A 24,814-nucleotide genomic window follows, 5' to 3' on the forward strand; every position below is an offset into this window, starting at 1 on the left:
AAGCTTTGCGTTTGATCCTTCATTTAACAGGTGGCATTTTACAACACAATGTTATATTTACTTACATAACTTATATGGCAGAAAACTCACAACTCCCCTCGTGCAAAACAGAAAAATTGCATGAATTAGCAATAAAACACAATTGGTTCGCCTTTGTATGCAATTCTATTGCCAACGCTATTTTATCAGGATTTGAAATCTTTACTTTAGGTTTTAATCTCACTTCTGTAAAACGACCGCTCCCATCTGCAGAAACTTCGAGCGTGGCTTCGGCGTTATCTGAATATTCCAGAACTTCTATTGCGTTTTGAGAGCAGACATATAAATAGGACATCATGTGACAGGAAACTAAACTGCTTAGCAACAAATCTTCGGGATTGTATAATTCCGGATCGCCTTTGAATGCTTTGGCTGCCGAGATATCTAAAACAGGTTTCCCTTCGATTTTAATTTGATGACTTTTACTGTAAAACCTTTTCGTTGAATCTTCTTGATTTTGTTTGGAAGTCCATTTTGCTTCTGCTTTGAATAGATGTTTCATTATCGTTTTTTTGCTATTGCTAAGTTATGATTTTTAAAGATGCCCGTGAATTAATCCCGATAACTACCAGGAGCGAAGACGCAAAGTTTACAAACAAACCTAAAAAGCTTTGCGCCTTCGCGACTTTGCGTGCAATTTCTCTTCAGTTTTCCCATAAAAAAACCCCGAAAGTATCACTTTCGAGGTTTTCTAGAGAATTGAACTAATTAACAAATTCTAAAAAATTATTTTTGCACTGAAAACTTAAAAGTAGTTTTAGTTTTATAATTTTCTCCCGGGTTTAGAACCGTAGTCGGGAAGTTTTTCTGATTTGGAGAATCCGGATAATGTTCTGTTTCCAAACAAAGTCCGCTTCTATGTCCGAAAGTACCGCCTTTCGGTGTTGGTAAAGTTCCGTCAAGGAAATTTCCGGAGTAAAACTGAATTCCAGGCTCGTCTGTTGTCATTTCCAGCACTCTTCCGCTTGCTGCGTGGTATACTTTTGCAATGATTTTTTTTCCCTTTTCAGGATTGTTCAGTACCCAGCAATGATCGTATCCTTTTCCTCTTTCTAATTGTTCGTTTTTTACTTCGATGTCTTTTCCAATTAATTTTGGAGTTCTGAAATCGAAAGGTGTATTGGCAACATCTTCTAATTTTCCTGTTGGAATAAGAGTTGCATCAACCGGAACAATCTTATCAGCATTTAAAGTCAATTCGTGATCTAAGATTGTTTTTGTAAAATCTCCCGATAGATTGAAATAAGAATGCTGCGTCAGATTCACCACCGTTTTCTTGTCTGTTGTTGCTTCGTATAAAACTTCCAACTGATTATCATTTGTCAATGTATAGGTTACAAAAACCTGAAGATTTCCAGGATATCCTTCTTCCATATCTTTACTTAAATACGATAATTTCAATGTAGCTGCTGTTCCTGATTTTACCTCATCGGCTTTCCAAACAACATTAAAATATCCTTGCGGACCACCGTGTAAAGCATTTGGCGCATTATTGATTGCCAATTGATATTCTTTTCCGTCTAAAGTAAATTTCCCTTTTGCAATTCGGTTTCCGTATCTTCCGATCAAAGCGCCAAAGAATGGATTTTCCTTTTCATATTGTGCCAAAGAATTAAATCCGATTACGACATTTTCAGAAACTCCTTCTTTATTAGGCACTTTCAAATCTGTAATTCTTCCGCCAAAAGTGATGATGTCAACTTCCATCCCATTTTGGTTTTTCAATTTGTAACTATCGACTTTTTCTCCTTTTGAAGTTGTTCCGTAAGAAGATTTTTCGATCGTAACTGTCGCTTTTTCATCTGAAGAAACTGTTGTAGCATCCATTTTTTTATCGTTTTTGCATTGAACTGAAATTGCGGCCAGACTTAATAAGCTGATTCCAAAAACACATCGTTTTAATACATTCATAAATGGTAATTTTTTGGTTCGTAAAAAGTTAAATGTTAGAAGTAAAATGTTAGACGTGAAATTTAATCATTTTAAAAATGTAAAAATTACCTTTTTAAGTTTTTTCACATTTTACATCTTACAAATTACATTTTACTGCATTAAAGGCCGTGTTGAAACAAATGAAAGTAAGCTTCGTTCGCATTGATCTTGTCTTTAAAGTCTCTTACGGTTGTTTTTTCGTCAATAACCAATAATTCGATTCCGGCGATATCAGCAAAATCTTCCATGTATTCTGTTGTGATTGCCTGGCTGTAAACGGTATGATGCGCGCCTCCGGCAAGAATCCAGGCAGTTGCAGCAATATCAAGGTTTGGCTTACAATCCCATAAAACTCTCGCTACAGGTAATTTTGGTAAATCTGCCAATGGCTTAATGGCTTCCACTTCGTTTACGATCAAACGGAAACGGTTCCCCATATCAACCAAAGAAACGTTGATTGCAGCTCCTGCAGGTGAATTAAATACCAAACGTGCAGGATCTTCTTTTCCTCCAATTCCTAACGGATGCACTTCGCATGATGGTTTTGCCTCTGCAATCGATGGACAAATTTCTAACATGTGTGATCCTAAAACATATGATTTTTGTGGAGTGAAATGATACGTATAATCTTCCATGAAAGAAGTTCCGCCTTCAAGACCCACGTTCATTACTTTTAAAGCACGAACCATTGCAGCAGTTTTCCAATCTCCTTCTCCACCAAAACCATAACCATCTGCCATTAATCTTTGTGTTGCAATTCCCGGAAGTTGTTTCCAAACTCCAAGGTTTTCAAACGTATCTGTAAAAGCTCCAAAACCTCCTTCTTCAAGGAAAGCTCTTAAACCTAATTCAATTTTTGCTGCTTCTACTAATGAACTTCTTTGCGCTCCGCCTTCTTTTAAAGAGTCGGTTAGAGAATAAGAAGATTCATAAACTGCTAATAAATCATTCAATTGCTGTTCCGTAACTTTCTCGATATGTTTAGTCACATCAGATGAATCATATCCGTTTACCGACATTCCGAAACGAATCTGAGCCTCGACTTTATCGCCTTCTGTAACAGCAACTTCACGCATATTATCTCCAATACGGGCTACTTTTAAGTTTTGAAGTTCGTCCCAACCCAAAGCCACTCTTGTCCAAACACCCAGTTTGTTCAAAACGCGAGGATCTTCCCAATGTCCCACCACAACTTTACGTTTTTTACGCATTCTTGACATGATAAAACCAAACTCACGATCTCCGTGTGCAGATTGATTCAGGTTCATGAAATCCATGTCGATAGATCCCCACGGAATTTCAGCGTTGTATTGTGTATGTAAATGGCACAATGGTTTCTTTAAAATACTCAAACCGCCAATCCACATTTTTGCCGGAGAAAAAGTGTGCATCCACGCAATGATTCCGATACAGTTTTTAGCCGTGTTGGCTGCTAAACAAACGTCTAATATTTGAGAAGGAGATTTTACCACATCTTTATAAACCACTTTTACCGGTATACTAGAGGATGCATCTAATCCTTTTGCAATTAATTGCGAATGTTCTGCAACTTTTCGTAGTGTTTCTTCACCATATAATTCCTGGCTTCCTACTACAAACCAAACTTCTTTTTGAGAGATATCTATCATTTCTTTATTTGTTATTTTTGTTTCAAGTTTCAGGTTTCAGGTTATTGGAACGTGAAATTCGAATTGTTAATTTTTAATTTTGTTTCAAGTTTTCTTTGTTTCACGTTTCAAGCTTCACGTTCCAACAACTTGAAACAAAAAAAAACCTGAAACCTGAAACAAACCTTTATTGTCCGTAATACGAATCTTTTCCGTGTTTACGATTATAGTGTTTCTTTATTAGAGAATCTTTTAATCTTGGTGCGTTTGGATTTATTTGTAAAGTCAGGTACGCCATTTCGGCAACGACTTCTAAAACCTTGCTGTTGTATACTGCTTTTGCTGCGTTTTTCCCCCAGGCGAATGGACCGTGATTTCCGATTAAAACCATTTCTACTTCTTCGTACGAAAGATTTTTTTCTTTGAAACAATCCAAAATCTGAATTCCGGTATTGTGTTCATAGTTTCCTTCGATAAGCGAATCTGCCATTGGCGGCGCGCACGGAATATCAGCTGTTAAATGATCGGCATGTGTAGTTCCGAAAATCGGAATATCACGCTGTGATTGTGCCCAGGCAACAGAATAGGTGGCGTGTGTATGTGCCACTCCGCCAATATTTGGCCAGTTTTTATATAAATAAGCATGCGTTTTTGTATCAGATGACGGACGCATGGAACCTTCGATAATATTGTTATCAAAATCGACAATTACAATATCTTCCGGTTTTAAATCTTCATACGGAACGCCGCTTGGTTTAATGGCAAAAACACCATTTTTTCTGTCCACTGCACTTACATTCCCAAAAGTATATACGACCAGGTTCAATGCATTCAATTGCATATTGGCCTCATAACATTCCTGTTTTAAATCTTTATAAAGAGAACTCATGTTGTGCTATTTTAATAGTTGGATCTTCGTAAGCGCTTAATCGGTCGTAAGCAATTAGCAATTTGTTATAAGCCGCTACTTTATCTAATTGAGGGAAATATTCTCCGTCGAAATCACTTCCAATTTTTTGACTTGCCTCGATTACGTTTGAATAAATCCCGGCTGCAACGGCAGCATAAATTGCGGCTCCCAAAGCAGGAGTCTGATCTGAAGCTGCAATTTTAATTGGCTTGTTTAAAACATTGGCCAAAGTCTGCATGATAAAAGGTGATTTTCTGGCAACGCCTCCAATCCCGATTACGCTGTCAATCTTTACACCTTCTTCTTCAAAACGATCTACAATTTTCTTCGCTCCAAAACAAATGGCATTTACTAAAGCCTTGAAAATATGTGGTGCTTTTATTCCTAAAGAAAGATTCGAAATTGCACTTTTTAATTCCTGATTGGCATCCGGAGTTCTTCTTCCGTTGATCCAGTCTAAAGCAATTGGAAGACTTTCTGAAACCGGAATTTTCTCCGCTTCTTTTGTTAATTCTATAATTAATTTATCACTGAATTCTTCTCTTAATTGCTCTTTTTGCTCGTCATTTAGAACAGTCGAAGCCGTTAATAAATGATCTGTTGGCCAAAGCAATAATTCTTTGTACCAGGCCAGTAAATCTCCAAAAGCAGATTGTCCCGCTTCTAAACCAATATAACCTGGAATTACTGAACCATCAACCTGACCGCAGATTCCGCGAACGGTTTTGGTTCCTACTTCTTCTTTTGAACCTACGAGAATATCACAAGTTGAAGTTCCCATTACGCGAACTAAAGTATTTTCTCCAATTTTAGCTCCAACAGCCCCGGAATGTGCATCAAAAGTTCCCACAGCTACAACAGTATCTGTAGAAAGCCCTAAACGATCTGCCCATTCTTTGCTTAAATTTCCGGCAACTACATCTGATGTATAGGTTTCATCATATAAATTACCACGAAGCTGCGCTAAATACGGATGTAATTTTTCTAAGAATTCAACCGGAGGAAGTCCGTTCCAGTCTTCATGCCACATCGCTTTATGTCCTGCAGCGCAACGGCTTCTTTTGAACGTTTTTAAATCTTTATCTTCTATTAATAAATAGGTCATTAAATCGCAGTGTTCCATCCAAGTGTGCGCTGCATTTCTTACGGCTTCATCTTCTCTGGCGATGTGCAGGATTTTTGCCCAGAACCATTCTGATGAATAAATTCCGCCTACATATTTGGTTACGTTTTCACCGCCCCAGCTTACTGCCAGTTCATTGATTTCGTTTGCTTCATTTATCGAAGTATGATCTTTCCACAATACCATCATGGCATTTGGGTTTTCCTCAAAACCTTTTGTCAAAGCCAATGGAATTCCGTCTTTAGTAACAGGCACAGGAGAAGATCCTGTTGTATCAATACAAATTCCGCGTACCAGCGAAGGATCAACTTTACTCTCTTTTATAACAGTTTGAATTGTAATCTCCAATCCTTCAATATGGTCTAAAGGATGTTGACGAAACTGATTTGCAGCTGCATCACAATATTGCTTGTTCTTCCATCTTTTGTAATGAGAAACATTTGATGCCAGTTCTTGCCCATTTTCAGTATCAATTAGCATCGCGCGAACAGAATCTGTTCCGTAGTCCAATCCTATAACGTAATTTTTCATTCAAATACATTTTATAATAACGACAAATATAAAAATAAATATTTTATAAGTGTACAAAAAACACTTAACAAAAACAGAGACTGTAATTTTTACAAATAATGCATAAAAACAACCTTTTAAGCTTAAAACAAAAAATAAACGTCAGTTTTACATTTATTATTATGAGATTAGTTCATCTTAACTTTCAAAAGCGCGAAAAACGTTCGTTTGAAAATTGTAAAAAAAATTACCTGATTTTAATTTAGAACTGACTTATCAGGATTCTTTTATAAGATTAAAAGAATCGTTCAAAAATAACAATGCTAAATAGTGCTTACTTTCTATTTTCCTTCTAAAACTACTACCGAAAAAGGCGGAACAGTGATTTCCAGTTTTCCACTCTTATTTTCGAAATTTTTAAAAACTGCCGGAACAATTTTATTTGGAACTTCAAACGAATTGTAGTCTTGTAATTTTGCCGATGTTAAGATGGTTCCCGTAAAGTTTTTTACTCCCAGCCCTTTCACATCGATCTCAATTTTATTTTTATTCTTCGAATCGATATTTACCAGCGAAATATGAACCACCCTATTTTGGTCTTTTGAAGCTGATACCGAAACGGCAGGAAGCATTTCTCCTTTATAAGTATACCTGGGTGAATTAAAATTCACAGGCAATAATGTAGCTCCCTGATGCACATTGTACATTTTCATTACATGATAGGTTGGCGTAGTAATCATCTTTGCTTTATCTGTCAAGATAACGGCTTGCAAAACATTTACGCATTGTGCCAAATTGGCCATACGAACTCTATCAGCATGATTGTTAAAAATATTTAATGTTGATCCTGCTAAAACTGCATCACGCATTGTATTTTGCTGGTATAAAAATCCCGGATTTGTTCCTTTTTCAACATCATACCAACCGCCCCATTCATCTACAACTAAATCAATTTTTTTATTAGGATCGTATTTATCCATAATGGCTGAATGTTTAGTAACCAATTCTTCCATTTTTAAAGCTTCTTTCATTGTGGCAAAATATTGGTCTTCGGTAAAATCAACCCCATCCCCTTTTTTATTCCAATCAATTACAGAATAATGATGAAGTGCCAGACCTCCTAACATATTAGCAGGAATATTTTTCATCAAAGTTTCTGTCCAGTTATAATTATCACTATTTGCTCCAGATGCTATTCTAACGATATCATTTGGCATGAAAGTGGCATATTTCCGATATTCGTTTGCATAATAATCTGCCGTCATATTTCCTCCACAACCCCAGGCTTCATTTCCTATTCCCCAAAAATTTACTTTCCAGGGTTCTGCCCTACCGTTTTTCTTTCGCAGATCACTCATTGGACTTTTGCCTTTATAATTTGCATATTGTACCCACTCTGAAAGTTCCTGAACTGTACCACTGCCAACATTTCCGGATAGATACGGTTCTGCTCCAAGTAATTCACACATGTTTAAAAAATCATGCGTCCCAAAACTATTATCTTCTGTTACACCTCCCCACCATTGATTTACGATTGTTGGCCTGTTCTCTTTTGGCCCAATACCATCTTTCCAATGATATGTATCTGCAAAACAGCCGCCGGGCCATCTCAAATTGGGAATTTTCAATTCTTTCAAAGCTTTTACAATATCGTTTCTAACTCCGTTTGTATTTGGAATTTTCGAAGTATCACCAACAAAAAAACCGCCATAAATAGATCGCCCTAAATGTTCCGCAAAATGTCCGTAAATATTTTTATTTATTACAGGAGCATCTGTCTTACTGACTAGAGTAATTGCTGTAATTTGATTTTGAGCAAAACTAATATCAGCGCAAATCGAAACAAGAAATGCCAGCAAAAGTGTTTTTTTCATAACGTATCTGGTTTAGAATATAATACAAAGCTTTCCAGCCTTTTTTGGTTTGGTTTACATTAACGTTAAGTGTTTTTTATACATTTGTAAAATTAACTAAAATAAAGCCTTAAAAACAAATTAATAATATTAAAAACATGAAATAAAAATACATTCCTCAATTTAAATGTAAAAATTCAGCTAAAAACAGATGTTTTGCCTGTTGAATACAGTATTGAGTATCGATTATACTTATTAATTCTATTAAGTAAGTATAACTTTTACTAAGGAATGACGTTTCAAGGCACTTTTTAGCAAAAAAAAACCATTACTTTTGTGTGTATTTTTATAACAATCATTAACTTAATTATTATTAAATAAGTTTTTATTTATAAGTGTAAAATCAACATTAATAAATTATGAAACGTATTAGGAAGTTTATATATTTACCAATAAAAAATTGAATATGCTAAACAGTTATAGCTCTGCGGATAAAGTCTTATTAGCAGTAGATTGTATCATTTTTGGATTCGACCATGAGGGGTTGAAAATTCTATTAATCAAGAGAGATTTTGAACCGGAAAAGGGAAAATGGTCTTTGATTGGAGGTTTTCTAAAGCGCGATGAAGTTTTAGATGATGCTGCAATCAGAATCTTAAATACCTATACAGGTCTAAACGATATTTATATGGAGCAATTATATGCTTACAGCGAAATCGATCGTGATCCTGTCGAAAGAACCATCTCTGTTTCCTATTATGCTCTGATTAATATCGAAAATCATAATGCAGAACTGATTAAAAATTATCATGCTCAATGGTTTAGTATTGCTGATGCACCAAATTTAATTTTTGACCATAACGAAATGGTGGAGCAAGCCATAAGAAGACTTCGCTACAGAACTTCGATAAAACCAATTGGATTTGAATTGTTGCCGGAAAAATTCACCATGCGTCAGTTGTTAGAGTTATACGAAGCTATTTTGAGTAAAGAATTAGACAAACGAAATTTCATAAGTAAAATTAATTCCTTGGAAATCCTGAACAAACTGGATGAAAAAGACATGCAGTCTTCCAGAAAAGGATCGTATTTATATACTTTCAATAAAGAAAAATATGAAGAGAAATTACTTAACGATTTTGTATTGAATTTATAAAAGTCAGCGCACTGATTTTACGGAGTAAACGGGTTATGGCAGATTTACTTCTCCTGTCGTATCGCTTTTGTAGCACATAAATCAGATTAAGAATAAAAAAACCCGTGTCAATCTGCATCACCGCACAATCCGGGACATTATAAAAAAAACAAAACCCTGAAAGCCACAAACTATCAGGGTTTTTTCTTCAAATAAAACTACTAAAAAAACTAAACAAATTATTCTCTTTATAATTAGCCACGGATTAAGCGGATTAAAAACTGATTGTCACGGGTTTTATACGTATCAAATCTTACTGATAAATTTAAATTTTGCTATCCCTTTTAAAAAAAAAATTAAATGTGTGACAGCCTTTTTATCCATTAAATCCGTGGGCCAAAAAATTTACTTTTACTATTTCCTTTTTGTAATCTGCCCGAAAAATAGCCAGTCCAATATCCGTGAGCCATTTTTTATTTATTTCAGACAAATAATAAGTGTGAAATATACATTTACAAATGTATGTAAAATAATTCCACAAAAACAAAAAAATTGTTTCCTTATTTTTTTAAGCAAAAATTTAACGATTTAGCGAATAGCAATCTCCATGGTTGTGATATAACCATTTACTTAGACAAAATATTTTTTTAGAACATCAAAGAGAGTTTCGCATCGTCAGCGAGGATTTATTTTCTATTTGTTCTTTCTTTCCTTTAAGAACCATGCCTGCCAGAATTTTTCCCATGGTTTCAAAATGGGTCGAAATAGTTGTAATTCCATTGGCTACAATCTTTTTTAATGGCGTTTCATTATACGATATAATCCCCAGATCAATTCCTAATTTCAGGTTCTGGTCTCTGGCTTTTTCGATTACGCGCACTAAATCCCGATCGTTAGGAATAATGTATAAATCTCCCAAAGTAATCTCGCGATCCGTAAACTCTGTGATGATTTCATAATCAAAATTATATTCGGCACAAAAAGCTTCAAAACCAATTTTCATTCCGAGTGGTTCCCTGAAACCGGGAAATATCAAAATTAGCTTTTCATATTTTCCTAATCTCGATTTCCCTTTAAACAAACCTTCAAAAATATCTTTTTCATGATTTTGATAAATTGCCGGGTATAATTTCAGGTCCGGATTGGTTTGATCCAGTATGATAACTTCGCTTACTGGTAGGGTTTTTATAAATTTAGCCACATCCGTTAAGTTGGTTGGCATGATGATGTATTTTGTATAATTTCCGCTGCTGTCATTAATCAGCTTTTGAAAAACCTGCGGATTAAAATGATGAAAGAAAATATCGACTTGTACATTTTTACCAATATGCTGCAAAAACGAATTATAGATGTCTTCCTTAAAACTGTTTAATTCATCAAATAATAAGAAAACCTTCTGTTTTATAGTGACTTCAATGCTTTTTACATAATATCCTTTGCCAGGAATGGCATAAATAATACCTCTTTTTTTAAGTTCATCATATCCTAACAAAACGGTATCACGGGATAAGGAAAAAGCCAGACAAACTTTATTGACAGACGGAAGCCGATCACCTTTTACCAATTTTTCTTCTTCAATTGCTTTTTCTATTGAAAGAATTATCTGCTTATATTTTGGCAGACCAATGTTATTCTGAATTGAAATGATATTCATAAAAAGAAGGATTTTTGCGCAATATACAAAAAACTGGTAGGTACTGGTATGGAAAGATAAAGAAATGTTTCTATTTTTGGATTTCACTTTTGGTAAAAATAATATGGAAATAAAACATATATCGCATTTTCAAGATGCATCTCTATCTAAATTATTTGGTTTAACACCGGAAAACGAAGAAATTCTTGCTTTTGAGTTATCAAATAAAAACGGAATGAAGGTTCAGATCATTAATTATGGTGCTGCTGTGACTTCTTTGCAAATTCCGGTTTCAAATGGTCGTCTTATCGATGTTGTTTTAGGTTTTGATAATGCGGCATCTTATTTAGCCTCTTATCAATTATCAGGTGCGCCTTATTTTGGTACGACAGTTGGACGTTATGCCGGAAGAATTAACAAAGGTACGTTTACCCTTAATGACAAGACCTTTCAGCTGAACATCAACAATAACGAAAATACATTGCATGGCGGAAATATAGGTTTTGGAGCTAGAATATGGAATGTTACCAATATAACTTCGGGTGATAATCCTTCGATTACGTTCCGTCTTTTGAGTGCGGATTTAGACGAAAATTTTCCGGGAGAATTACAGGTTGACTTAACCTATACTTTATCAGAAGAGAACGAATTAAAACTGGAGTACAAAGCAACAACTACCGAAGACACGGTTATAAACTTAACGCATCACAGTTATTTTAATCTTGACGGTCATGATGCTTCTGTTTTAGATCAAAAATTGTTTATTGCTTCTGATCAAATACTAGAATTAGACTCACACAATATCCCAACAGGAAATTTTACTGATCTTTCCGGTCATGATTTTGACTTTACAACTGCTAAAAATTGTCCCGCGTCTATTGACAATTCATTTGTAATAGAAGCTACAAATGATGTTGTCGCGCAATTATACAGTTCAAAACACAATCTGCAAATGAGCGTTTACACAGATCAGCCGAGTGTACATATATATGTAGGCGGAAAATGTACTGATACTTTAAAAGGAAAAGAAAATATAACGTATCATGCGGCAAGCGGAATTTGTTTTGAAACTCAGAATTTTCCTGACGCACCCAATCACAGTCATTTTCCGAATTCGGTTTTGAGAAAAGGTGAGGCATACCATCAGAAAACAGTCTATAAATTTGAAAATACAAACAAATAACCATTTAACGCAAGTTCAAAAAACACAAGATATTACCCTTTCAATTACAAAATAATGAATGACATTTTAATACAGAACACTACTGCTTTTTTTGAGAAATCTTTTGGATCAGCTCCTCAAAAAGTGGTACTTTCTCCGGGAAGAATCAACATCATTGGGGAACATATAGATTATAATGACGGCTATGTTTTACCTGCAGCAATTGACAAAGTAATTTGTTTTGCTTTTGAGAAAAACAACACCAAAAAATCTAAAATAATCGCGATCGATTTAAACGAAGAATTCGAAGCTGATCTGACTGAGGAAATTAAATTGAGTGATGTTGTCTGGACGAATTATATTCGCGGCGTTATCAAACAATTGCAGGATAACGGATTTTCTTTTGAAGGTTTTAATTGTGTTTTTAGCAGTAATATTCCGGTTGGTTCGGGATTATCATCTTCGGCAGCTTTAGAATGCGGCATGATTTATGGCATTGCCAAACTTTTTGATTTAAAGATTGAAAAAATCGATATTTCTTTATTAGGACAAAAAGCAGAACACTGGGTGGGTATCAATTGTGGTATTATGGACCAGTTTTCGAGCGTACACGGTCTTGAAAATAAAGTGATAAAACTGGATTGCAATACATTGGATTTTGAATATCACAATGCTGATTTCAAAGATTACTCTTTGGTTTTATTTGACAGTAATGTAAAACATTCTCTTTTTACATCTGAATACAATACCCGAAGAATTGAGTGTGAACAAGGATTGGCCATTATTGCAGCTAATTTTGCTGAAGTAAAAAGTTTCAGGGATTGTACCGAAGAGCAGCTTTTAAGCATTCAGGACAAAATAAATCCTACCGTTTTTAAAAGGGTACATTATGTTGTAAAGGAAATTAATCGTGTTATAAAGGCTTGTGAGGCTTTGGACAACGGAAATATAGAACTTCTAGGACAATTACTTTTTGAAACTCATTATGGTTTATCACAAGAATATGAAGTAAGTTGTGCAGAGTTGGATATGCTGGTAGATACTGCAAAATCTGATGATGCAATTATAGGTTCCAGGCTAATGGGAGGCGGTTTTGGCGGCTGTACCATCAATTTGATTAAAAAAGGTCATGAAAATGAGGTGAAAAGTAAGTTTTCAAATCTTTATTTAGATACATTTGGGATTGAATTAAAATTCTATGATGTAAAAATCTCAAACGGAACTATACTACTTTAATACCACAGAAATTACAATGAAAAATTTTGACATTAACGAAGATCCTCACAGACGTTTCAATCCCTTAATCAATGAATGGGTTTTAGTATCACCTCATCGTGCAAAACGCCCGTGGCAAGGACAAAACGAAACAATTGCAACTGAAACATTACCAAAATACGACCCAACTTGTTATTTGTGTCCGGGAAATGTTCGTGCGAACGGAGTAAATAATCCGAATTACGAAAGCAGTTTTGTATTCGAAAATGATTTTGCTGCCATGAAGCAGGACGAAATTATTTTTGAAGAAGATATTAAACATACTTTTTTTAAAGCACAACCGGAACAGGGAATTTCGAGAGTAGTTTGTTTTTCACCAAGACACGATCTTACTTTACCGGAAATGGAAATTGACGGAATTGAAAATATTATCAGAACCTGGCAAAAAGAATATACTGATTTAGGAAATATCAAGTATATCAATCACGTTCAGATTTTCGAAAATAAAGGAAGCGTTATGGGCTGCAGCAACCCGCATCCGCATGGGCAAATCTGGGCGCAGTCGTCATTACCAACTCAGGTCGAGAAAACACAAAACAGCTTAAAAGCTTATTTTGATAAAAATAACAGAACGCTTCTTGAAGATTACCTGCAAGCTGAATTAAAAACCGGAGATCGTGTTGTGATCGAAAATGATCACTTTGTAGCATTAGTTCCGTTTTGGGCAATCTGGCCATACGAAACTATGATTATCAGCAAAAGGGCTGTTAATAAAATTACAGATTTTACCGCTGAGGAAACCAATGCTTTTGCCGTAATTTTAAAACAATTAACGATCAAGTACGATAACTTGTTCAGCACTTCATTTCCTTATTCATCAGGGATTCACCAGGCACCAACAGATGGTTTAGACCATCCGGAATGGCATTTTCACATGCATTTTTATCCGCCATTATTGCGTTCAGCAACGGTTAAGAAATTCATGGTTGGATATGAGATGTTGGGTGAATCACAACGCGATATCACACCTGAAAAAAGTGCAGAGATTTTAAGACAACAAGCAGATGTGCATTATAAATCGACTAAGAAATAACCAACGAAAGTCTTTTTACAGAAAGCCAATTTAAAATTTAACATAATAATTTATTTATAAATGTAAAAAACACATTTGTGAAGGGTGTATTTATAATTTTTTATTTTACTTTTGGCTTTCGCTCTTATTTTCATAAAAAAATAACAGAATAAAAACACATATCTTATTTTTAAAGGAATACAAATAATAAAATCTTAGTTTGAAAAATATCCTAAACTACTGATTTTAAAAAAACCAAATTAAACAAACAATCATCTATACTAATTTTTAAAATACTACTAACAATGAACCAGAACCTCGCTTTCGCAGATTATGCGGTTTTTATTATTTATTTTATCGTAGTTTCTGCCTACGGTTACACGGTTTACCGCAAGCGTAAACAAGACGAACAAGATGCTAAGGCTTACTTTTTGGCTGAAGGAAACTTAACCTGGTGGGCCATTGGAGCTTCATTAATCGCATCAAACATCTCCGCTGAACAATTCATCGGAATGAGTGGTGAAGGTTTCTTTTTAGGAATCGCTGTGGCTGCTTATGAGTGGCTGGCCGCTATTGCTTTGATTATCGTAGCAGTTTGGTTCATTCCGGTATATCTTAAAAATAAGATTTATACGATGCCACAATTCTTAAAAACACGTTACAATGAATCTACTGCGTTAATCATGGCGGTTTTCTGGTTGTTTTTATATGTATTTGTAAACTTAACTTCGATTTTATATTTAGGAGCTGTTGCTATCAATGGTTTGGCCGGAGGAGAATACCTGCACGTTATCATGATAGGTTTGGCGGTATTCGCTTTATTTATCTCTTTAGGAGGTATGAAAGTAGTCGCTTATACTGATGTTATTCAGGTGGCTGTTTTGATCATTGGAGGTTTAGTAACTTCTTATATCGCTCTTACAACTGTTGGACAATATTTTGGAGTGGGCGCAAATGCCATTGAAGGTTTTAAAGTTTTAATGAGAGAGGCTCCGGAGCATTTTAAAATGATCATCCCAAAACCAACTGCAACATCGTCTCAGCTTGATATCGATAAATATTTGACTTTCCCTGGTTTGATGTCTTACCTTGCCGGTATCTGGATCATTAACTTAAACTACTGGGGCTGTAATCAATACATTACTCAAAGAGCACTTGGAGCAGATTTGCAAACAGCCCGTACCGGTATTTTATTTGCAGGTATGCTAAAATTATTAATGCCATTGATCGTAATGTTACCGGGTATTGCTGCTTATGTTTTATATACGAATGGTCATTTACCTCAATTGGTTGGAGGAAAAGACGGAGCATACTCTGCTGTATTGACTTTCTTGCCAACAGGATTAAAAGGACTTTCTGTAGCAGCCCTGACTGCTGCAATTGTGGCTTCATTGGCCGGAAAAGTAAACAGTATCTCGACAATTTACACATTAGATATTCATAAAAAATACATCCAGAAAGATGCTGGCGAAAAACAACAGGTAAACATTGGTAGAATTGCCGTTTTTGCCGCAATGCTTTTAGCTGTATTGTTTACGTGGAATGATATTTTAGGAATTGGCGGAGTTGGTGGGTTCACTTACATCCAAAAATACACCGGATTTATTAGCCCCGGAGTTTTCGCCATGTTCTTCCTTGGTATGTTCTGGAAAAGAACAACCGGAACTGCAGCCATTGTGGGTGTAATTTTAGGATTCGTTCTTTCTGTAGTGTTCAACGAATATGCACCGGCTTTATTCGGAAACGAAACTTTATTGTACACAGCATATCCTAACGGAAAAGGTGCATTCGAAATCCCGTTCCATATTTGTATGGGATTATCATTCTTCTTTACTATGCTGGCAATGATTGCAATCAGTTTTGCAGGACCAAAAGTAAATTCAAAAGCGTTTGAAATAGACTCTGAAATGTTTAAAGTAAAACCACAAACTACAGTCTTAATCGTAATTACATTATTGATTATTGTGGCTTTGTATGTTAAATTCTGGTAGTATAATTTTTTTACTATATTATTTTTTGAAGATTAAAAGAGGATGCTATAACAGCATCCTCTTTTTTATTTAAAAAGATTTTACTTACATTTATACCGAAAATCACTTTTATTTACAAAATGGTATTTCACCAAAAAACCTTGTTTTTTACCAATTTCTATTTTGTAAAAGAATTTTAAATACCTTTGAATTATGAGTACAGCAACTAAACCAAAACACATTGGCAGAAATATCAGCCGAATCAGAGAACTTCGCGGTATGAAACAAGAAGCACTTGCAGAAGCAATTGGCTTAAGTCAACAAACTGTTTCCAGTATTGAAACCAGCGAAACTGTCGATTTCGAAAAATTGGTACAAATTGCAAAAGCACTTGGCGTTACGATTGAAGCTATTGAAAATTTTACAGAAGAATCTGTTTTTAATTTCTTTAATAACTTTTACGATAATAGTGCTAATAATGGTTATTTAAATAACACTAATAATAATTGTACTTTCAATCCTCTTGATAAAGTTGTGGAACTTTACGAACGTTTGGTTCAGGTTGAAAAAGAGAAAAATGAATTTTTAGAAAAAATGCTAAAAGAAAAATAATATTCTTTAGACGAAGATAATTTTTATAAAAAACGCAAAATCTAAAAAGATATTTGCGTTTTTTTATTTTGCTAATTAAGAACCTTGATTTTCTTTTTCTTCTTTCTGCATATTCAGTAAATAGGCCATATTCTTAATTACATGATCGTGTTTTTTTACAAACGAATTTTCTTCGTTCCAGACATAACCCGCCAGAACTGCACATATCTTTTCTTTTACTTCCGGATTTTCCGGTTGGTGAAAGAATAAAGTCTGAAGGTTTCCGGTATACCATTCTTTCACGTAAGTGGTAAAAACCGCAATTCCTTTTTTCATGTATTCTGTAAATTCAACTTCCCAGTCTACTTCAATTCCTTGTGATTCTTTAAGGTATAATTTTGCAGCTAACATTCCGGATTCTGTCGCAAAGGCAACTCCTGAAGAGAAAACAGGATCTAAAAATTCAGAACTGTTTCCTGTAAGGGCAAAACCGTCTCCGTACATTCTTTTTACCGCTCTTGAATAATTCTCGAGTTTTACGGGTTCGAATAAAAACTCCGTTCCTTTAAATCTTTTGATATAATAATCTGATTTTTGAATCGCATTGCGCAAAGCCTCGGCATTGTTTTTATTTTCAGATAATGAATTGATAAAATCCGTTGGCCCTACAACTCCCAAACTGGTGTTGCCGTTAGAAAACGGAATTACCCACAACCAAACCTCGGTTTCGAGAATATCAAACGAAATCTGAGTTCCTTCCTCGCCTTCGGTTCTGTTAATATCTTTTACATGGGTAAAAATCGAAGAATGGGGATCTAGTTGCGATGGCGTATCAAGATCTAAAAGTCTTGGCAGAACACGTCCGTATCCGCTGGAATCTATAATAAAATTAGCATGGATTTCTTTAAGATTTCCGTCCTTATCTTTTACGATTGTTTTTGATTTTTTACCTTCAAAAGAAACCTCCAAAACCTCAGATTCAAATTCCAGATCAATCCCTTTTCGAATCACTTCCTGTGCCATTGTATTGTCAAAATCAGCTCTTGGCACTTGCCAGGTCCAATCCCAGCCTTCACCAAATTTTTTACTGAAATCAAAAACACATATCTCTTCTCCCCTGATAAATCGGGCGCCTAATTTTTTTTCAAAATTCATTGCGTCAAGACTTTCAAAAAGCTCAGCCTCAGCAAAATGATCCATTACCCGGGGTATAAGACTTTCGCCAACCACCAGTCTGGGAAACTTTGTTTTTTCGACCACTTTTACCTTAACATTGTTTTTGTGAAGATAAGATGCTGACACACATCCTGAAGGTCCCGCACCAATCACTAAAACATCAACAAACTCCTTTATCATATTAAAAATATTATCAATTATTAACCTACATTTGCCATCATCAAAATAACTACATTTATTTTGATAAATAAAATTAAATTAGCACAATCAAAACCAGTTTAATGAATACAATTAATGAATATTTAAGTTTAGCAGAATTCGAGTCTATCATTTTTGGAAATAACAAAGTTTCTATCAGCGATGCTGTTTTAAACCGAGTAAATGAAAGCTTCAATTTCCTGAAAGAATTCTCCGGAAACAAAGTAATATATGGAGTAAATACAGGCTTTGGACCAATGGCTCAATATAGAATTAAAGAATCTGACCAAATTCAGTTACAATACAATTTAATCAGAAGCCACTCTTCCGGAACAGGAAAACCATTGAGCCCTGTTTGTGCAAAAGCGGCAATTCTGGCGCGATTAAATACTTTATCATTAGGCAACTCAGGAGTTCATCCTTCTGTAATTCATCTGATGGCAGAATTGATCAACAGAGATATTACGCCTCTTATTTTTGAACACGGTGGTGTTGGTGCCAGCGGAGATTTAGTACAATTATCACACTTGGCTTTAGTTTTAATTGGCGAAGGCGAAGTTTTTTATAAAGGAGACAGAAGACCAACTCAGGAAGTTTTTGAGATCGAAGGCTTAAAACCTATTCAGGTAGAAATCAGAGAAGGTCTGGCGCTAATCAACGGAACTTCTGTAATGACCGGAATTGGAGTTGTAAATGTGCACCACGCTAACAAATTATTAGACTGGTCATTAAAAGCTTCTTGCGCCATAAACGAATTGGTTCAGGCGTATGACGATCATTTCTCTGAAGAATTAAACCAAACCAAACGTCATAAAGGACAACAGGAAGTGGCGTTAAGAATGAGACAAAATCTTTCTGACAGTACTTTGATCCGTAAAAGAGAAGACCATTTATATTCTGGTGAAAACACCGAAGAAATTTTCAAGGAAAAAGTTCAGGAATATTATTCGTTACGTTGTGTACCTCAAATTTTAGGTCCGGTTTTAGAAACAATCAATAACGTTGCTTCTATTCTTGAAGACGAATTCAACTCAGCAAACGACAATCCTATAATAGATGTAAAAAACAAACACGTTTATCACGGAGGAAACTTTCACGGCGATTATATCTCGCTTGAAATGGATAAGCTGAAAATTGTTATTACCAAATTAACGATGTTGGCAGAACGCCAGCTGAATTATTTACTGAATTCAAAAATCAACGAAATCCTTCCTCCATTTGTAAACTTAGGAACATTAGGATTTAATTTCGGAATGCAGGGTGTTCAGTTTGTAGCCACCTCAACAACTGCCGAAAGTCAGATGTTATCTAACCCGATGTATGTACATAGTATCCCAAACAACAACGACAATCAGGACATTGTAAGTATGGGAACAAATGCAGCCGTTATCACATCAAAAGTTATCGAAAATTCTTTTGAAGTTTTGGCAATCGAATTGATTACAATCGTTCAGGCAATTGATTATTTAGAACAAAAAGATAAAATTTCATCCGTTACTAAAAAATGGTATGACGACGTTAGAAATATCATTCCTGTATTTACAGAAGATCAGGTCATGTATCCGTTTGTTCAAAAAGTAAAAGATTATCTGATCAACAGTTAAGAAATACCTTTTTTCACATTATTAATATTGAACCTTAAAATCATGAAAAAACCACTTATTTTTTTATTCGTATTATTTATTCAATTTGTTAATAGTCAGGAACTGGCTTTGGTTAAAAAAAATGGCAAAATTGGATATATTTCTAAAGATGGAAACTTTAAGATTGAACCTCAATACAAATTAGCCAAAAGTTTTTCTGATGGTTTAGCTGCCGTAGAAAACGGAGGAAAATGGGGTTTTATAGATACTAAAGGAACCTGGGTAATTCCGGCAACGTTTAGTGACGCGAAAGATTTTAACAGCGGAATTGCAATTGTAAAAAAAGATAAGGACTGGGTTTATATTGATACTAAAGGAGAAATTCAGAAAGCACCTTTCTCTGATAAATTATTTGATTTTAATAATGGGGTTGCTTTTATCAGACAAAATACCAAAGTTGGATTAATCAATTCAAAAATGGCCGTTGTCCTGGAACCAAAATACGATCAGATTAAATCTTTTGAAAATGGTTTTGCAAGAGTTGAACTGAACAAAAATTGGGGAATCATCAATACTGAAGGAAAAGAAGTGATAGAACCTTCTTATGCCGAAATAGGAAACTACTCTAAAAACACAGCCTGGGCAAGAAAAGACAAAACTTTTGGAATCGTTAGTGCAGGAAAATTTATTCCGGTAGATGGTGCTGAAAAAATCTGGGATTTTGAAACTCAGGATCTGACTTATGCCAAAAAGAACGGCAAAATTGGATTCATTGACTTAAAAGGAAACTGGGCGATTCTACCTATATATGACAAAGCAAAAGCATTCTCGAAAAATTTGGCTCCGGTCTGTGTAGGATCTAAATGGGGGTATATCAATCCAAAAGCAGAATTTATTATTCCGCCAACCTATAGCGATGCAGAAGTTTTTAGCTCAAACGGACTGGCTCCTGTAAAAGAAAAAAACTGGGGTTTTATCAATGAATCCGGAAAATTAGTTATCCCGACTCAATACACCATCACTGCAAACGGATTCGTCATTGCACTTTTTGTACAACAAGACAAAGGTTTTATTGATGGTCTTGCAAGAGTAAAAAACGAAGGCAAATGGGGATTTCTTAAACCGGACGGAACTGTATTGGCTAATGAATGGTTTGAAAACGCTGAACTGTTTTCGAAATCAACTGAAAAAGCAATAGAAAAAAAGGTTACAACTGAAACCGTTTCTGATAAACAAAAAACAGAAACAAAGACTGCAACAAAACCTACAGCTAAGCCAGCAGTAAAATCAGCAGCTAAAAAGAAGAAGTAACATTAAAAAAAATAAATTCTACAACATATATGAAATGTGTATTAGTAACAGGCGGTTCAAGAGGAATTGGAAGTGCTATCTGTAAAAAATTAGCCGTTGATGCCAATTATCACATTCTGATAAACTATCACTCCAATAAAACAGCTGCCGAAGCAACACTTCAGGAAATTCAAAAATTAGGAGCAACCGGAGAAATCTTAGGTTTTGATGTTTCTAATTTCGAAGAAGTACAAAAAACATTAACACAATGGCAGGAAGCAAATCCTGAAGCGATTGTAGAAGCAATTGTAAACAACGCCGGAATTACAAAAGATGGTCTTTTTATGTGGATGACTCCCGAAGACTGGAACGGTGTTGTGAATACAAGTCTGAACGGTTTTTTCAATGTGACGCAATTTTTCATTCAAAAAATGCTGCGCAATAAATATGGCCGAATCGTAAACATGGTTTCGGTTTCTGGTGTAAAAGGAACCGCAGGACAAACCAACTATTCCGCAGCAAAAGGCGCAATTGTTGCTGCTACAAAAGCATTAGCACAGGAAGTTGCGAAACGAAATATTACTGTAAATGCTGTTGCACCGGGTTTTATAAAAACCGATATGACAAGTCAGTTAGATGAAAAAGAATTACTAAAACTAATTCCGGTAAATCGTTTTGGCGAAGCCGAAGAAGTAGCAGATTTGGTAAGCTTTTTGATTTCTAAAAAATCGAGCTACATTACAGGAGAAATTATCAATATAAACGGAGGAATATATTCTTAATAGTTCCTAAGTTTACGAGACTATTTTAAGTTTTTTAAAATTGTTAGCAAAGACGCAGATTCACAATGTTTTATTAAAAAAAGATTTAAAAAGAAGAACTTTGCGACTCTGCGCCTTTGCGAGATTAAAAAAATTACACTTTAAATAAATTACTTTAAAAGACGATGAATAAGAGAGTTGTAATTACTGGAATGGGAATTTATTCTTGTATCGGAACTTCTTTAGAAGAAGTAAAGGAATCGTTATACAACGGAAAATCCGGTATTCAGTTTGATTCCGAAAGAAAAGAATTTGGTTTTCAATCTGCCCTTACGGGAATGGTTCCAAAAGCTGATCTGAAAAACTTATTGACCCGAAGACAACGTATGAGTATTGGTGAAGAAACCGAATATGCTTATATGGCCACCATCGAAGCATTGAAAAATGCGAATATCGACGACGCTTTTTTTGACAATCGCGAAGTAGGAATTATGTACGGAAATGATAGCGTATCAAAAGCAATTATTGACGCAACAGATATTGTGAGAGAGAAAAAAGACACCGCACTAATAGGTTCCGGGGCCATTTTTAAATCGATGAATTCTACGGTAACAATGAATTTATCTACTATTTTTAAACTCCGTGGCATCAATCTTACCATAAGTGCCGCTTGTGCAAGTGGTTCTCATTCTATTGGATTGGCTTATTTTCTAATAAAAAGCGGTTTCCAGGATATCATCATCACCGGAGGAGCTCAGGAAATCAACAAATATGCCATGAGCAGTTTTGATGGTTTGGGTGTATTTTCGAATAGAGAAAATGAACCTCAAAAAGCTTCCCGCCCTTTTGATGCTGATCGCGACGGATTAATTCCGAGTGGCGGCGGCGCTACTTTAATACTCGAAAGCTACGAATCTGCCGTTGCAAGAGGTGCCACCATTATTGCCGAAGTCGCAGGTTACGGATTCTCTTCGAACGGCGGACACATCTCGACCCCAAATGTCGAAGGCCCGTCTATAGCCATGCAACGAGCGCTTGATGATGCCCAATTAAAAGCAACAGACATTGATTATATAAATGCACATGCCACCTCAACTCCGGTTGGAGACGGCAATGAAGCCAAAGCTATTTTTGAAGTTTTTGGTGAGAAAAATCCGTACGTAAGTTCTACAAAATCAATGACCGGTCATGAATGCTGGATGGCAGGAGCCAGCGAAGTAATTTATTCAATCTTAATGATGCAGCACGATTTCATTGCGCCAAACATCAATTTGGACAATCCTGATGAAGATGCCGCTAAATTAAATTTAGTCAAAACTACTTTAAACAAAAAATTTGACATATTTTTGTCCAATTCCTTCGGGTTCGGAGGAACCAACTCTGCGTTGGTGGTTAAAAAGTTTAAATTGAACGATGAATAAAGAAGAGATTATAGCAAGAATAAATGGTTTTTTAGTTGATGAATTTGAAGTAGATAATGAGGATATTGAACCAGATGCTAATTTAAAAGACACACTTGGGTTAGATAGTTTAGACTATGTTGATTTAGTAGTTTCGATAGAAGCTAACTTTGGTGTAAAGCTGGTAGAAGTAGATTTCGTAGGAATTGATTCTTTTCAAAGTTTTTATGATCTTATTGAAAACAAATTAAAAGCCAAAACTGCTTAATGAGCGAATGGGATGGCAAATCAAAAGGAACTGTTTTAGGGTATAGAATATTCGTTTTTCTTATAAAAAAAGCGGGTGTTAAAGCTGCTTATGTTTTACTTTACTTTGTCGCTTCTTACTATTTTTTATTTCTAAAAAAAAGCAACAAAGCCATTTCTTACTATTTCAGAGAAAGGCTCAGGTACTCAGGTTTCAAATCTAAAAAAATGGTTTTCAAAAGTTACTACACTTTTGGACAGACCATCATTGATAAAATTTCCATTTCGGCAGGAATGCGGAATAAATTCACCTATGAGTTTGACGGGATCGAAATCCTGAAAAATCTTTTGGCAGAGAAAAAAGGAGGTGTTTTGATCAGTGCCCATATTGGAAATTTTGAAATCGCCGAACATTTTCTGGGCGATATCGACATTGATTTTCAGATTAATCTGGTGACTACAGATCTCGAACATTCTGCTATTAAGAATTATCTCGAAAGCGTCACCCAAAAACCTACCGTTAAGTTTATCATTATCAGAGATGACTTGTCTCATATTTTTGAGATCAATGCCGCGCTTTCTAAAAACGAACTGGTTTGTTTTACCGGAGATCGCTATTTTGAAGGCACCAAATCACTTTCTGAAAAAATCCTAGGAGAGGAAGCTAACTTTCCTGCAGGTCCGTTTTTAATCGCTTCAAGATTAAAAGTTCCAGTCGTTTTTGTTTACGTAATGAAAGAGCCCAACCTGCATTATCACTTGTATGCAAGAGAAGCTATAGTCAAACATCGTGACGAAAAAGGTTTACTAAAAGCCTATATCGAAAGCGTAGAATCGATGCTGGCAAAATACCCGCTGCAATGGTTCAATTACTTTGATTTTTGGAATAAGTTAAAATAAAATCTCTCTTTGTGTTCTCTAAATCTATGTGTGTTTTTGTGTTTTTAATTAAAACCACTCCAATAAAAATCTGCGTAAAAAAAAAAATTAACACATAGAAACATAGATTGTATGCTGCGTTTGAGGTAGTTCTAAAAAATCAAGATTTTATCACATAGTCTTACGAATAAGCTATATTGTTCTAAATCTATTTATTGCAAATCAAAAACACTCCAATAAAAAATAGAAATCTGCTCAAATCTTTTAAAATCTGCGTGAAAAAAAAATTTAGCACATAGAAACATAGATTGTATGCTCCGTTTGAGATAGTTCTAAAAAATCAAGATTTTATCACATAGTCTTACGAATAAATTATACTGTTCCAAATCTATTTATTGTAAATCAAAAACACTCCAATAAAAAATAGAAATCTGCTCAAATCTTTTAAAATCTGCGTGAAAAAAAATTAACAAAGAATATACTTTTAAGTTTTTTTACAAATTCCGTCAAAGCGTAAAAATTATTTAAT

20 protein-coding genes are annotated in these 24,814 nt (G+C 35.0%); 12 read left to right on the forward strand and 8 right to left on the reverse strand.

Annotation, left to right across the window (positions count from 1 at the left end; all coding sequences use genetic code 11):
- Positions 1 to 70: 70 nt before the first annotated feature.
- The 6 genes from B0A67_RS08625 to B0A67_RS08650 all read right to left on the reverse strand — a co-directional run bounded on the left by B0A67_RS08625 (position 71) and on the right by B0A67_RS08650 (position 7,995).
- Positions 71 to 541 carry an OsmC family protein gene (locus tag B0A67_RS08625; protein WP_089069525.1) on the reverse strand — a complete coding sequence of 157 codons (471 nt, stop codon included), beginning with the start codon at positions 539 to 541 and terminating at the stop codon, positions 71 to 73.
- 224 nt (positions 542 to 765) lie between these two features.
- Positions 766 to 1,950: an aldose epimerase family protein gene (locus tag B0A67_RS08630; RefSeq protein WP_072957893.1), complete on the reverse strand. Its 1,185-nt coding sequence runs from the start codon at positions 1,948 to 1,950 to the stop codon at positions 766 to 768.
- Between the two features lie 140 nt (positions 1,951 to 2,090).
- Positions 2,091 to 3,599 (reverse strand): L-arabinose isomerase, encoded by a 1,509-nt coding sequence (araA, locus tag B0A67_RS08635; protein ID WP_072957889.1) that lies wholly within the window; start codon positions 3,597 to 3,599, stop codon positions 2,091 to 2,093.
- A 166-nt stretch (positions 3,600 to 3,765) separates the two neighbouring features.
- Positions 3,766 to 4,467 carry an L-ribulose-5-phosphate 4-epimerase gene (locus B0A67_RS08640; protein ID WP_072957886.1) on the reverse strand — a complete coding sequence of 234 codons (702 nt, stop codon included), beginning with the start codon at positions 4,465 to 4,467 and terminating at the stop codon, positions 3,766 to 3,768.
- Complete coding sequence (locus B0A67_RS08645; RefSeq protein WP_072957882.1) at positions 4,451 to 6,142, reverse strand: ribulokinase; 1,692 nt, start codon at positions 6,140 to 6,142, stop codon at positions 4,451 to 4,453. Before B0A67_RS08645 ends, B0A67_RS08640 begins: the two co-directional genes overlap by 17 nt.
- A 320-nt stretch (positions 6,143 to 6,462) precedes the next feature.
- Positions 6,463 to 7,995, reverse strand: a complete 1,533-nt coding sequence (locus B0A67_RS08650) for an alpha-N-arabinofuranosidase (protein ID WP_072957878.1) — start codon at positions 7,993 to 7,995, stop codon at positions 6,463 to 6,465.
- Positions 7,996 to 8,440: 445 nt separating this feature from the next.
- Between B0A67_RS08650 and B0A67_RS08655 the strand changes: the two genes are divergently transcribed.
- Positions 8,441 to 9,130 carry an NUDIX hydrolase gene (locus B0A67_RS08655; protein ID WP_072957874.1) on the forward strand — a complete coding sequence of 230 codons (690 nt, stop codon included), beginning with the start codon at positions 8,441 to 8,443 and terminating at the stop codon, positions 9,128 to 9,130.
- A gap of 634 nt (positions 9,131 to 9,764) precedes the next feature.
- On the opposite strand, the gene B0A67_RS08660 is transcribed toward B0A67_RS08655, so the two are convergent.
- Positions 9,765 to 10,763 carry a GntR family transcriptional regulator gene (locus B0A67_RS08660; RefSeq protein WP_072957871.1) on the reverse strand — a complete coding sequence of 333 codons (999 nt, stop codon included), beginning with the start codon at positions 10,761 to 10,763 and terminating at the stop codon, positions 9,765 to 9,767.
- A gap of 103 nt (positions 10,764 to 10,866) precedes the next feature.
- On the opposite strand from B0A67_RS08660, the gene B0A67_RS08665 reads away from it, so the two are divergent.
- From B0A67_RS08665 to B0A67_RS08685, 5 genes are all read left to right on the forward strand, one after another.
- The gene (locus tag B0A67_RS08665) at positions 10,867 to 11,925 is read left to right on the forward strand and encodes an aldose epimerase family protein (RefSeq protein ID WP_072957868.1); all 1,059 of its coding nucleotides are present in this window, start codon (positions 10,867 to 10,869) and stop codon (positions 11,923 to 11,925) included.
- 54 nt (positions 11,926 to 11,979) lie between these two features.
- Entirely contained in the window at positions 11,980 to 13,140 is a 1,161-nt protein-coding gene (gene galK / locus B0A67_RS08670; RefSeq protein WP_072957865.1) for a galactokinase, read from the forward strand.
- A 16-nt stretch (positions 13,141 to 13,156) separates the two neighbouring features.
- Entirely contained in the window at positions 13,157 to 14,212 is a 1,056-nt protein-coding gene (locus B0A67_RS08675) for a UDP-glucose--hexose-1-phosphate uridylyltransferase (protein WP_072957862.1), read from the forward strand.
- A gap of 284 nt (positions 14,213 to 14,496) precedes the next feature.
- Complete coding sequence (locus B0A67_RS08680; protein ID WP_072957860.1) at positions 14,497 to 16,182, forward strand: sodium/sugar symporter; 1,686 nt, start codon at positions 14,497 to 14,499, stop codon at positions 16,180 to 16,182.
- Between the two features lie 192 nt (positions 16,183 to 16,374).
- Positions 16,375 to 16,773: a helix-turn-helix domain-containing protein gene (locus B0A67_RS08685; RefSeq protein WP_072957857.1), complete on the forward strand. Its 399-nt coding sequence runs from the start codon at positions 16,375 to 16,377 to the stop codon at positions 16,771 to 16,773.
- Positions 16,774 to 16,848: 75 nt separating this feature from the next.
- Here the strand turns inward: B0A67_RS08685 and B0A67_RS08690 are convergent, their stop codons facing one another.
- Positions 16,849 to 18,108: an NAD(P)/FAD-dependent oxidoreductase gene (locus B0A67_RS08690; protein ID WP_072957853.1), complete on the reverse strand. Its 1,260-nt coding sequence runs from the start codon at positions 18,106 to 18,108 to the stop codon at positions 16,849 to 16,851.
- 101 nt (positions 18,109 to 18,209) lie between these two features.
- Here B0A67_RS08690 and B0A67_RS08695 point away from each other — a divergent pair, with 101 nt between their 5' ends.
- The 6 genes from B0A67_RS08695 to B0A67_RS08720 all read left to right on the forward strand — a co-directional run bounded on the left by B0A67_RS08695 (position 18,210) and on the right by B0A67_RS08720 (position 24,306).
- Positions 18,210 to 19,730, forward strand: a complete 1,521-nt coding sequence (locus B0A67_RS08695) for an HAL/PAL/TAL family ammonia-lyase (RefSeq protein ID WP_072957850.1) — start codon at positions 18,210 to 18,212, stop codon at positions 19,728 to 19,730.
- Between the two features lie 42 nt (positions 19,731 to 19,772).
- The gene (locus tag B0A67_RS08700; RefSeq protein WP_072957847.1) at positions 19,773 to 21,020 is read left to right on the forward strand and encodes a WG repeat-containing protein; all 1,248 of its coding nucleotides are present in this window, start codon (positions 19,773 to 19,775) and stop codon (positions 21,018 to 21,020) included.
- Positions 21,021 to 21,049: 29 nt separating this feature from the next.
- Complete coding sequence (fabG, locus tag B0A67_RS08705; RefSeq protein WP_072957844.1) at positions 21,050 to 21,781, forward strand: 3-oxoacyl-ACP reductase FabG; 732 nt, start codon at positions 21,050 to 21,052, stop codon at positions 21,779 to 21,781.
- A 164-nt stretch (positions 21,782 to 21,945) separates the two neighbouring features.
- Entirely contained in the window at positions 21,946 to 23,181 is a 1,236-nt protein-coding gene (locus B0A67_RS08710) for a beta-ketoacyl-[acyl-carrier-protein] synthase family protein (protein WP_072957841.1), read from the forward strand.
- Positions 23,174 to 23,428, forward strand: coding sequence for an acyl carrier protein (locus tag B0A67_RS08715; protein ID WP_072957837.1), 255 nt, complete (start codon positions 23,174 to 23,176; stop codon positions 23,426 to 23,428). The genes B0A67_RS08710 and B0A67_RS08715 overlap by 8 nt, the downstream gene beginning before the upstream one ends.
- Positions 23,428 to 24,306, forward strand: coding sequence for an LpxL/LpxP family acyltransferase (locus B0A67_RS08720; protein ID WP_072957834.1), 879 nt, complete (start codon positions 23,428 to 23,430; stop codon positions 24,304 to 24,306). Before B0A67_RS08715 ends, B0A67_RS08720 begins: the two co-directional genes overlap by 1 nt.
- Positions 24,307 to 24,814 lie beyond the last annotated feature (508 nt).

The organism is Flavobacterium aquidurense (assembly GCF_002217195.1).
Classification (GTDB): domain Bacteria; phylum Bacteroidota; class Bacteroidia; order Flavobacteriales; family Flavobacteriaceae; genus Flavobacterium; species Flavobacterium frigidimaris.

Coding starts and splice junctions, on each gene's coding strand:
- B0A67_RS08625 (WP_089069525.1), bottom strand. CDS start 541: ATGAAACATCTATTCAAAGCAGAAGCAAAATGGACTTCCAAACAAAAT.
- B0A67_RS08630 (WP_072957893.1), bottom strand. CDS start 1,950: ATGAATGTATTAAAACGATGTGTTTTTGGAATCAGCTTATTAAGTCTG.
- araA (WP_072957889.1), bottom strand. CDS start 3,599: ATGATAGATATCTCTCAAAAAGAAGTTTGGTTTGTAGTAGGAAGCCAG.
- B0A67_RS08640 (WP_072957886.1), bottom strand. CDS start 4,467: ATGAGTTCTCTTTATAAAGATTTAAAACAGGAATGTTATGAGGCCAAT.
- B0A67_RS08645 (WP_072957882.1), bottom strand. CDS start 6,142: ATGAAAAATTACGTTATAGGATTGGACTACGGAACAGATTCTGTTCGC.
- B0A67_RS08650 (WP_072957878.1), bottom strand. CDS start 7,995: ATGAAAAAAACACTTTTGCTGGCATTTCTTGTTTCGATTTGCGCTGAT.
- B0A67_RS08655 (WP_072957874.1), top strand. CDS start 8,441: ATGCTAAACAGTTATAGCTCTGCGGATAAAGTCTTATTAGCAGTAGAT.
- B0A67_RS08660 (WP_072957871.1), bottom strand. CDS start 10,763: ATGAATATCATTTCAATTCAGAATAACATTGGTCTGCCAAAATATAAG.
- B0A67_RS08665 (WP_072957868.1), top strand. CDS start 10,867: ATGGAAATAAAACATATATCGCATTTTCAAGATGCATCTCTATCTAAA.
- galK (WP_072957865.1), top strand. CDS start 11,980: ATGAATGACATTTTAATACAGAACACTACTGCTTTTTTTGAGAAATCT.
- B0A67_RS08675 (WP_072957862.1), top strand. CDS start 13,157: ATGAAAAATTTTGACATTAACGAAGATCCTCACAGACGTTTCAATCCC.
- B0A67_RS08680 (WP_072957860.1), top strand. CDS start 14,497: ATGAACCAGAACCTCGCTTTCGCAGATTATGCGGTTTTTATTATTTAT.
- B0A67_RS08685 (WP_072957857.1), top strand. CDS start 16,375: ATGAGTACAGCAACTAAACCAAAACACATTGGCAGAAATATCAGCCGA.
- B0A67_RS08690 (WP_072957853.1), bottom strand. CDS start 18,108: ATGATAAAGGAGTTTGTTGATGTTTTAGTGATTGGTGCGGGACCTTCA.
- B0A67_RS08695 (WP_072957850.1), top strand. CDS start 18,210: ATGAATACAATTAATGAATATTTAAGTTTAGCAGAATTCGAGTCTATC.
- B0A67_RS08700 (WP_072957847.1), top strand. CDS start 19,773: ATGAAAAAACCACTTATTTTTTTATTCGTATTATTTATTCAATTTGTT.
- fabG (WP_072957844.1), top strand. CDS start 21,050: ATGAAATGTGTATTAGTAACAGGCGGTTCAAGAGGAATTGGAAGTGCT.
- B0A67_RS08710 (WP_072957841.1), top strand. CDS start 21,946: ATGAATAAGAGAGTTGTAATTACTGGAATGGGAATTTATTCTTGTATC.
- B0A67_RS08715 (WP_072957837.1), top strand. CDS start 23,174: ATGAATAAAGAAGAGATTATAGCAAGAATAAATGGTTTTTTAGTTGAT.
- B0A67_RS08720 (WP_072957834.1), top strand. CDS start 23,428: ATGAGCGAATGGGATGGCAAATCAAAAGGAACTGTTTTAGGGTATAGA.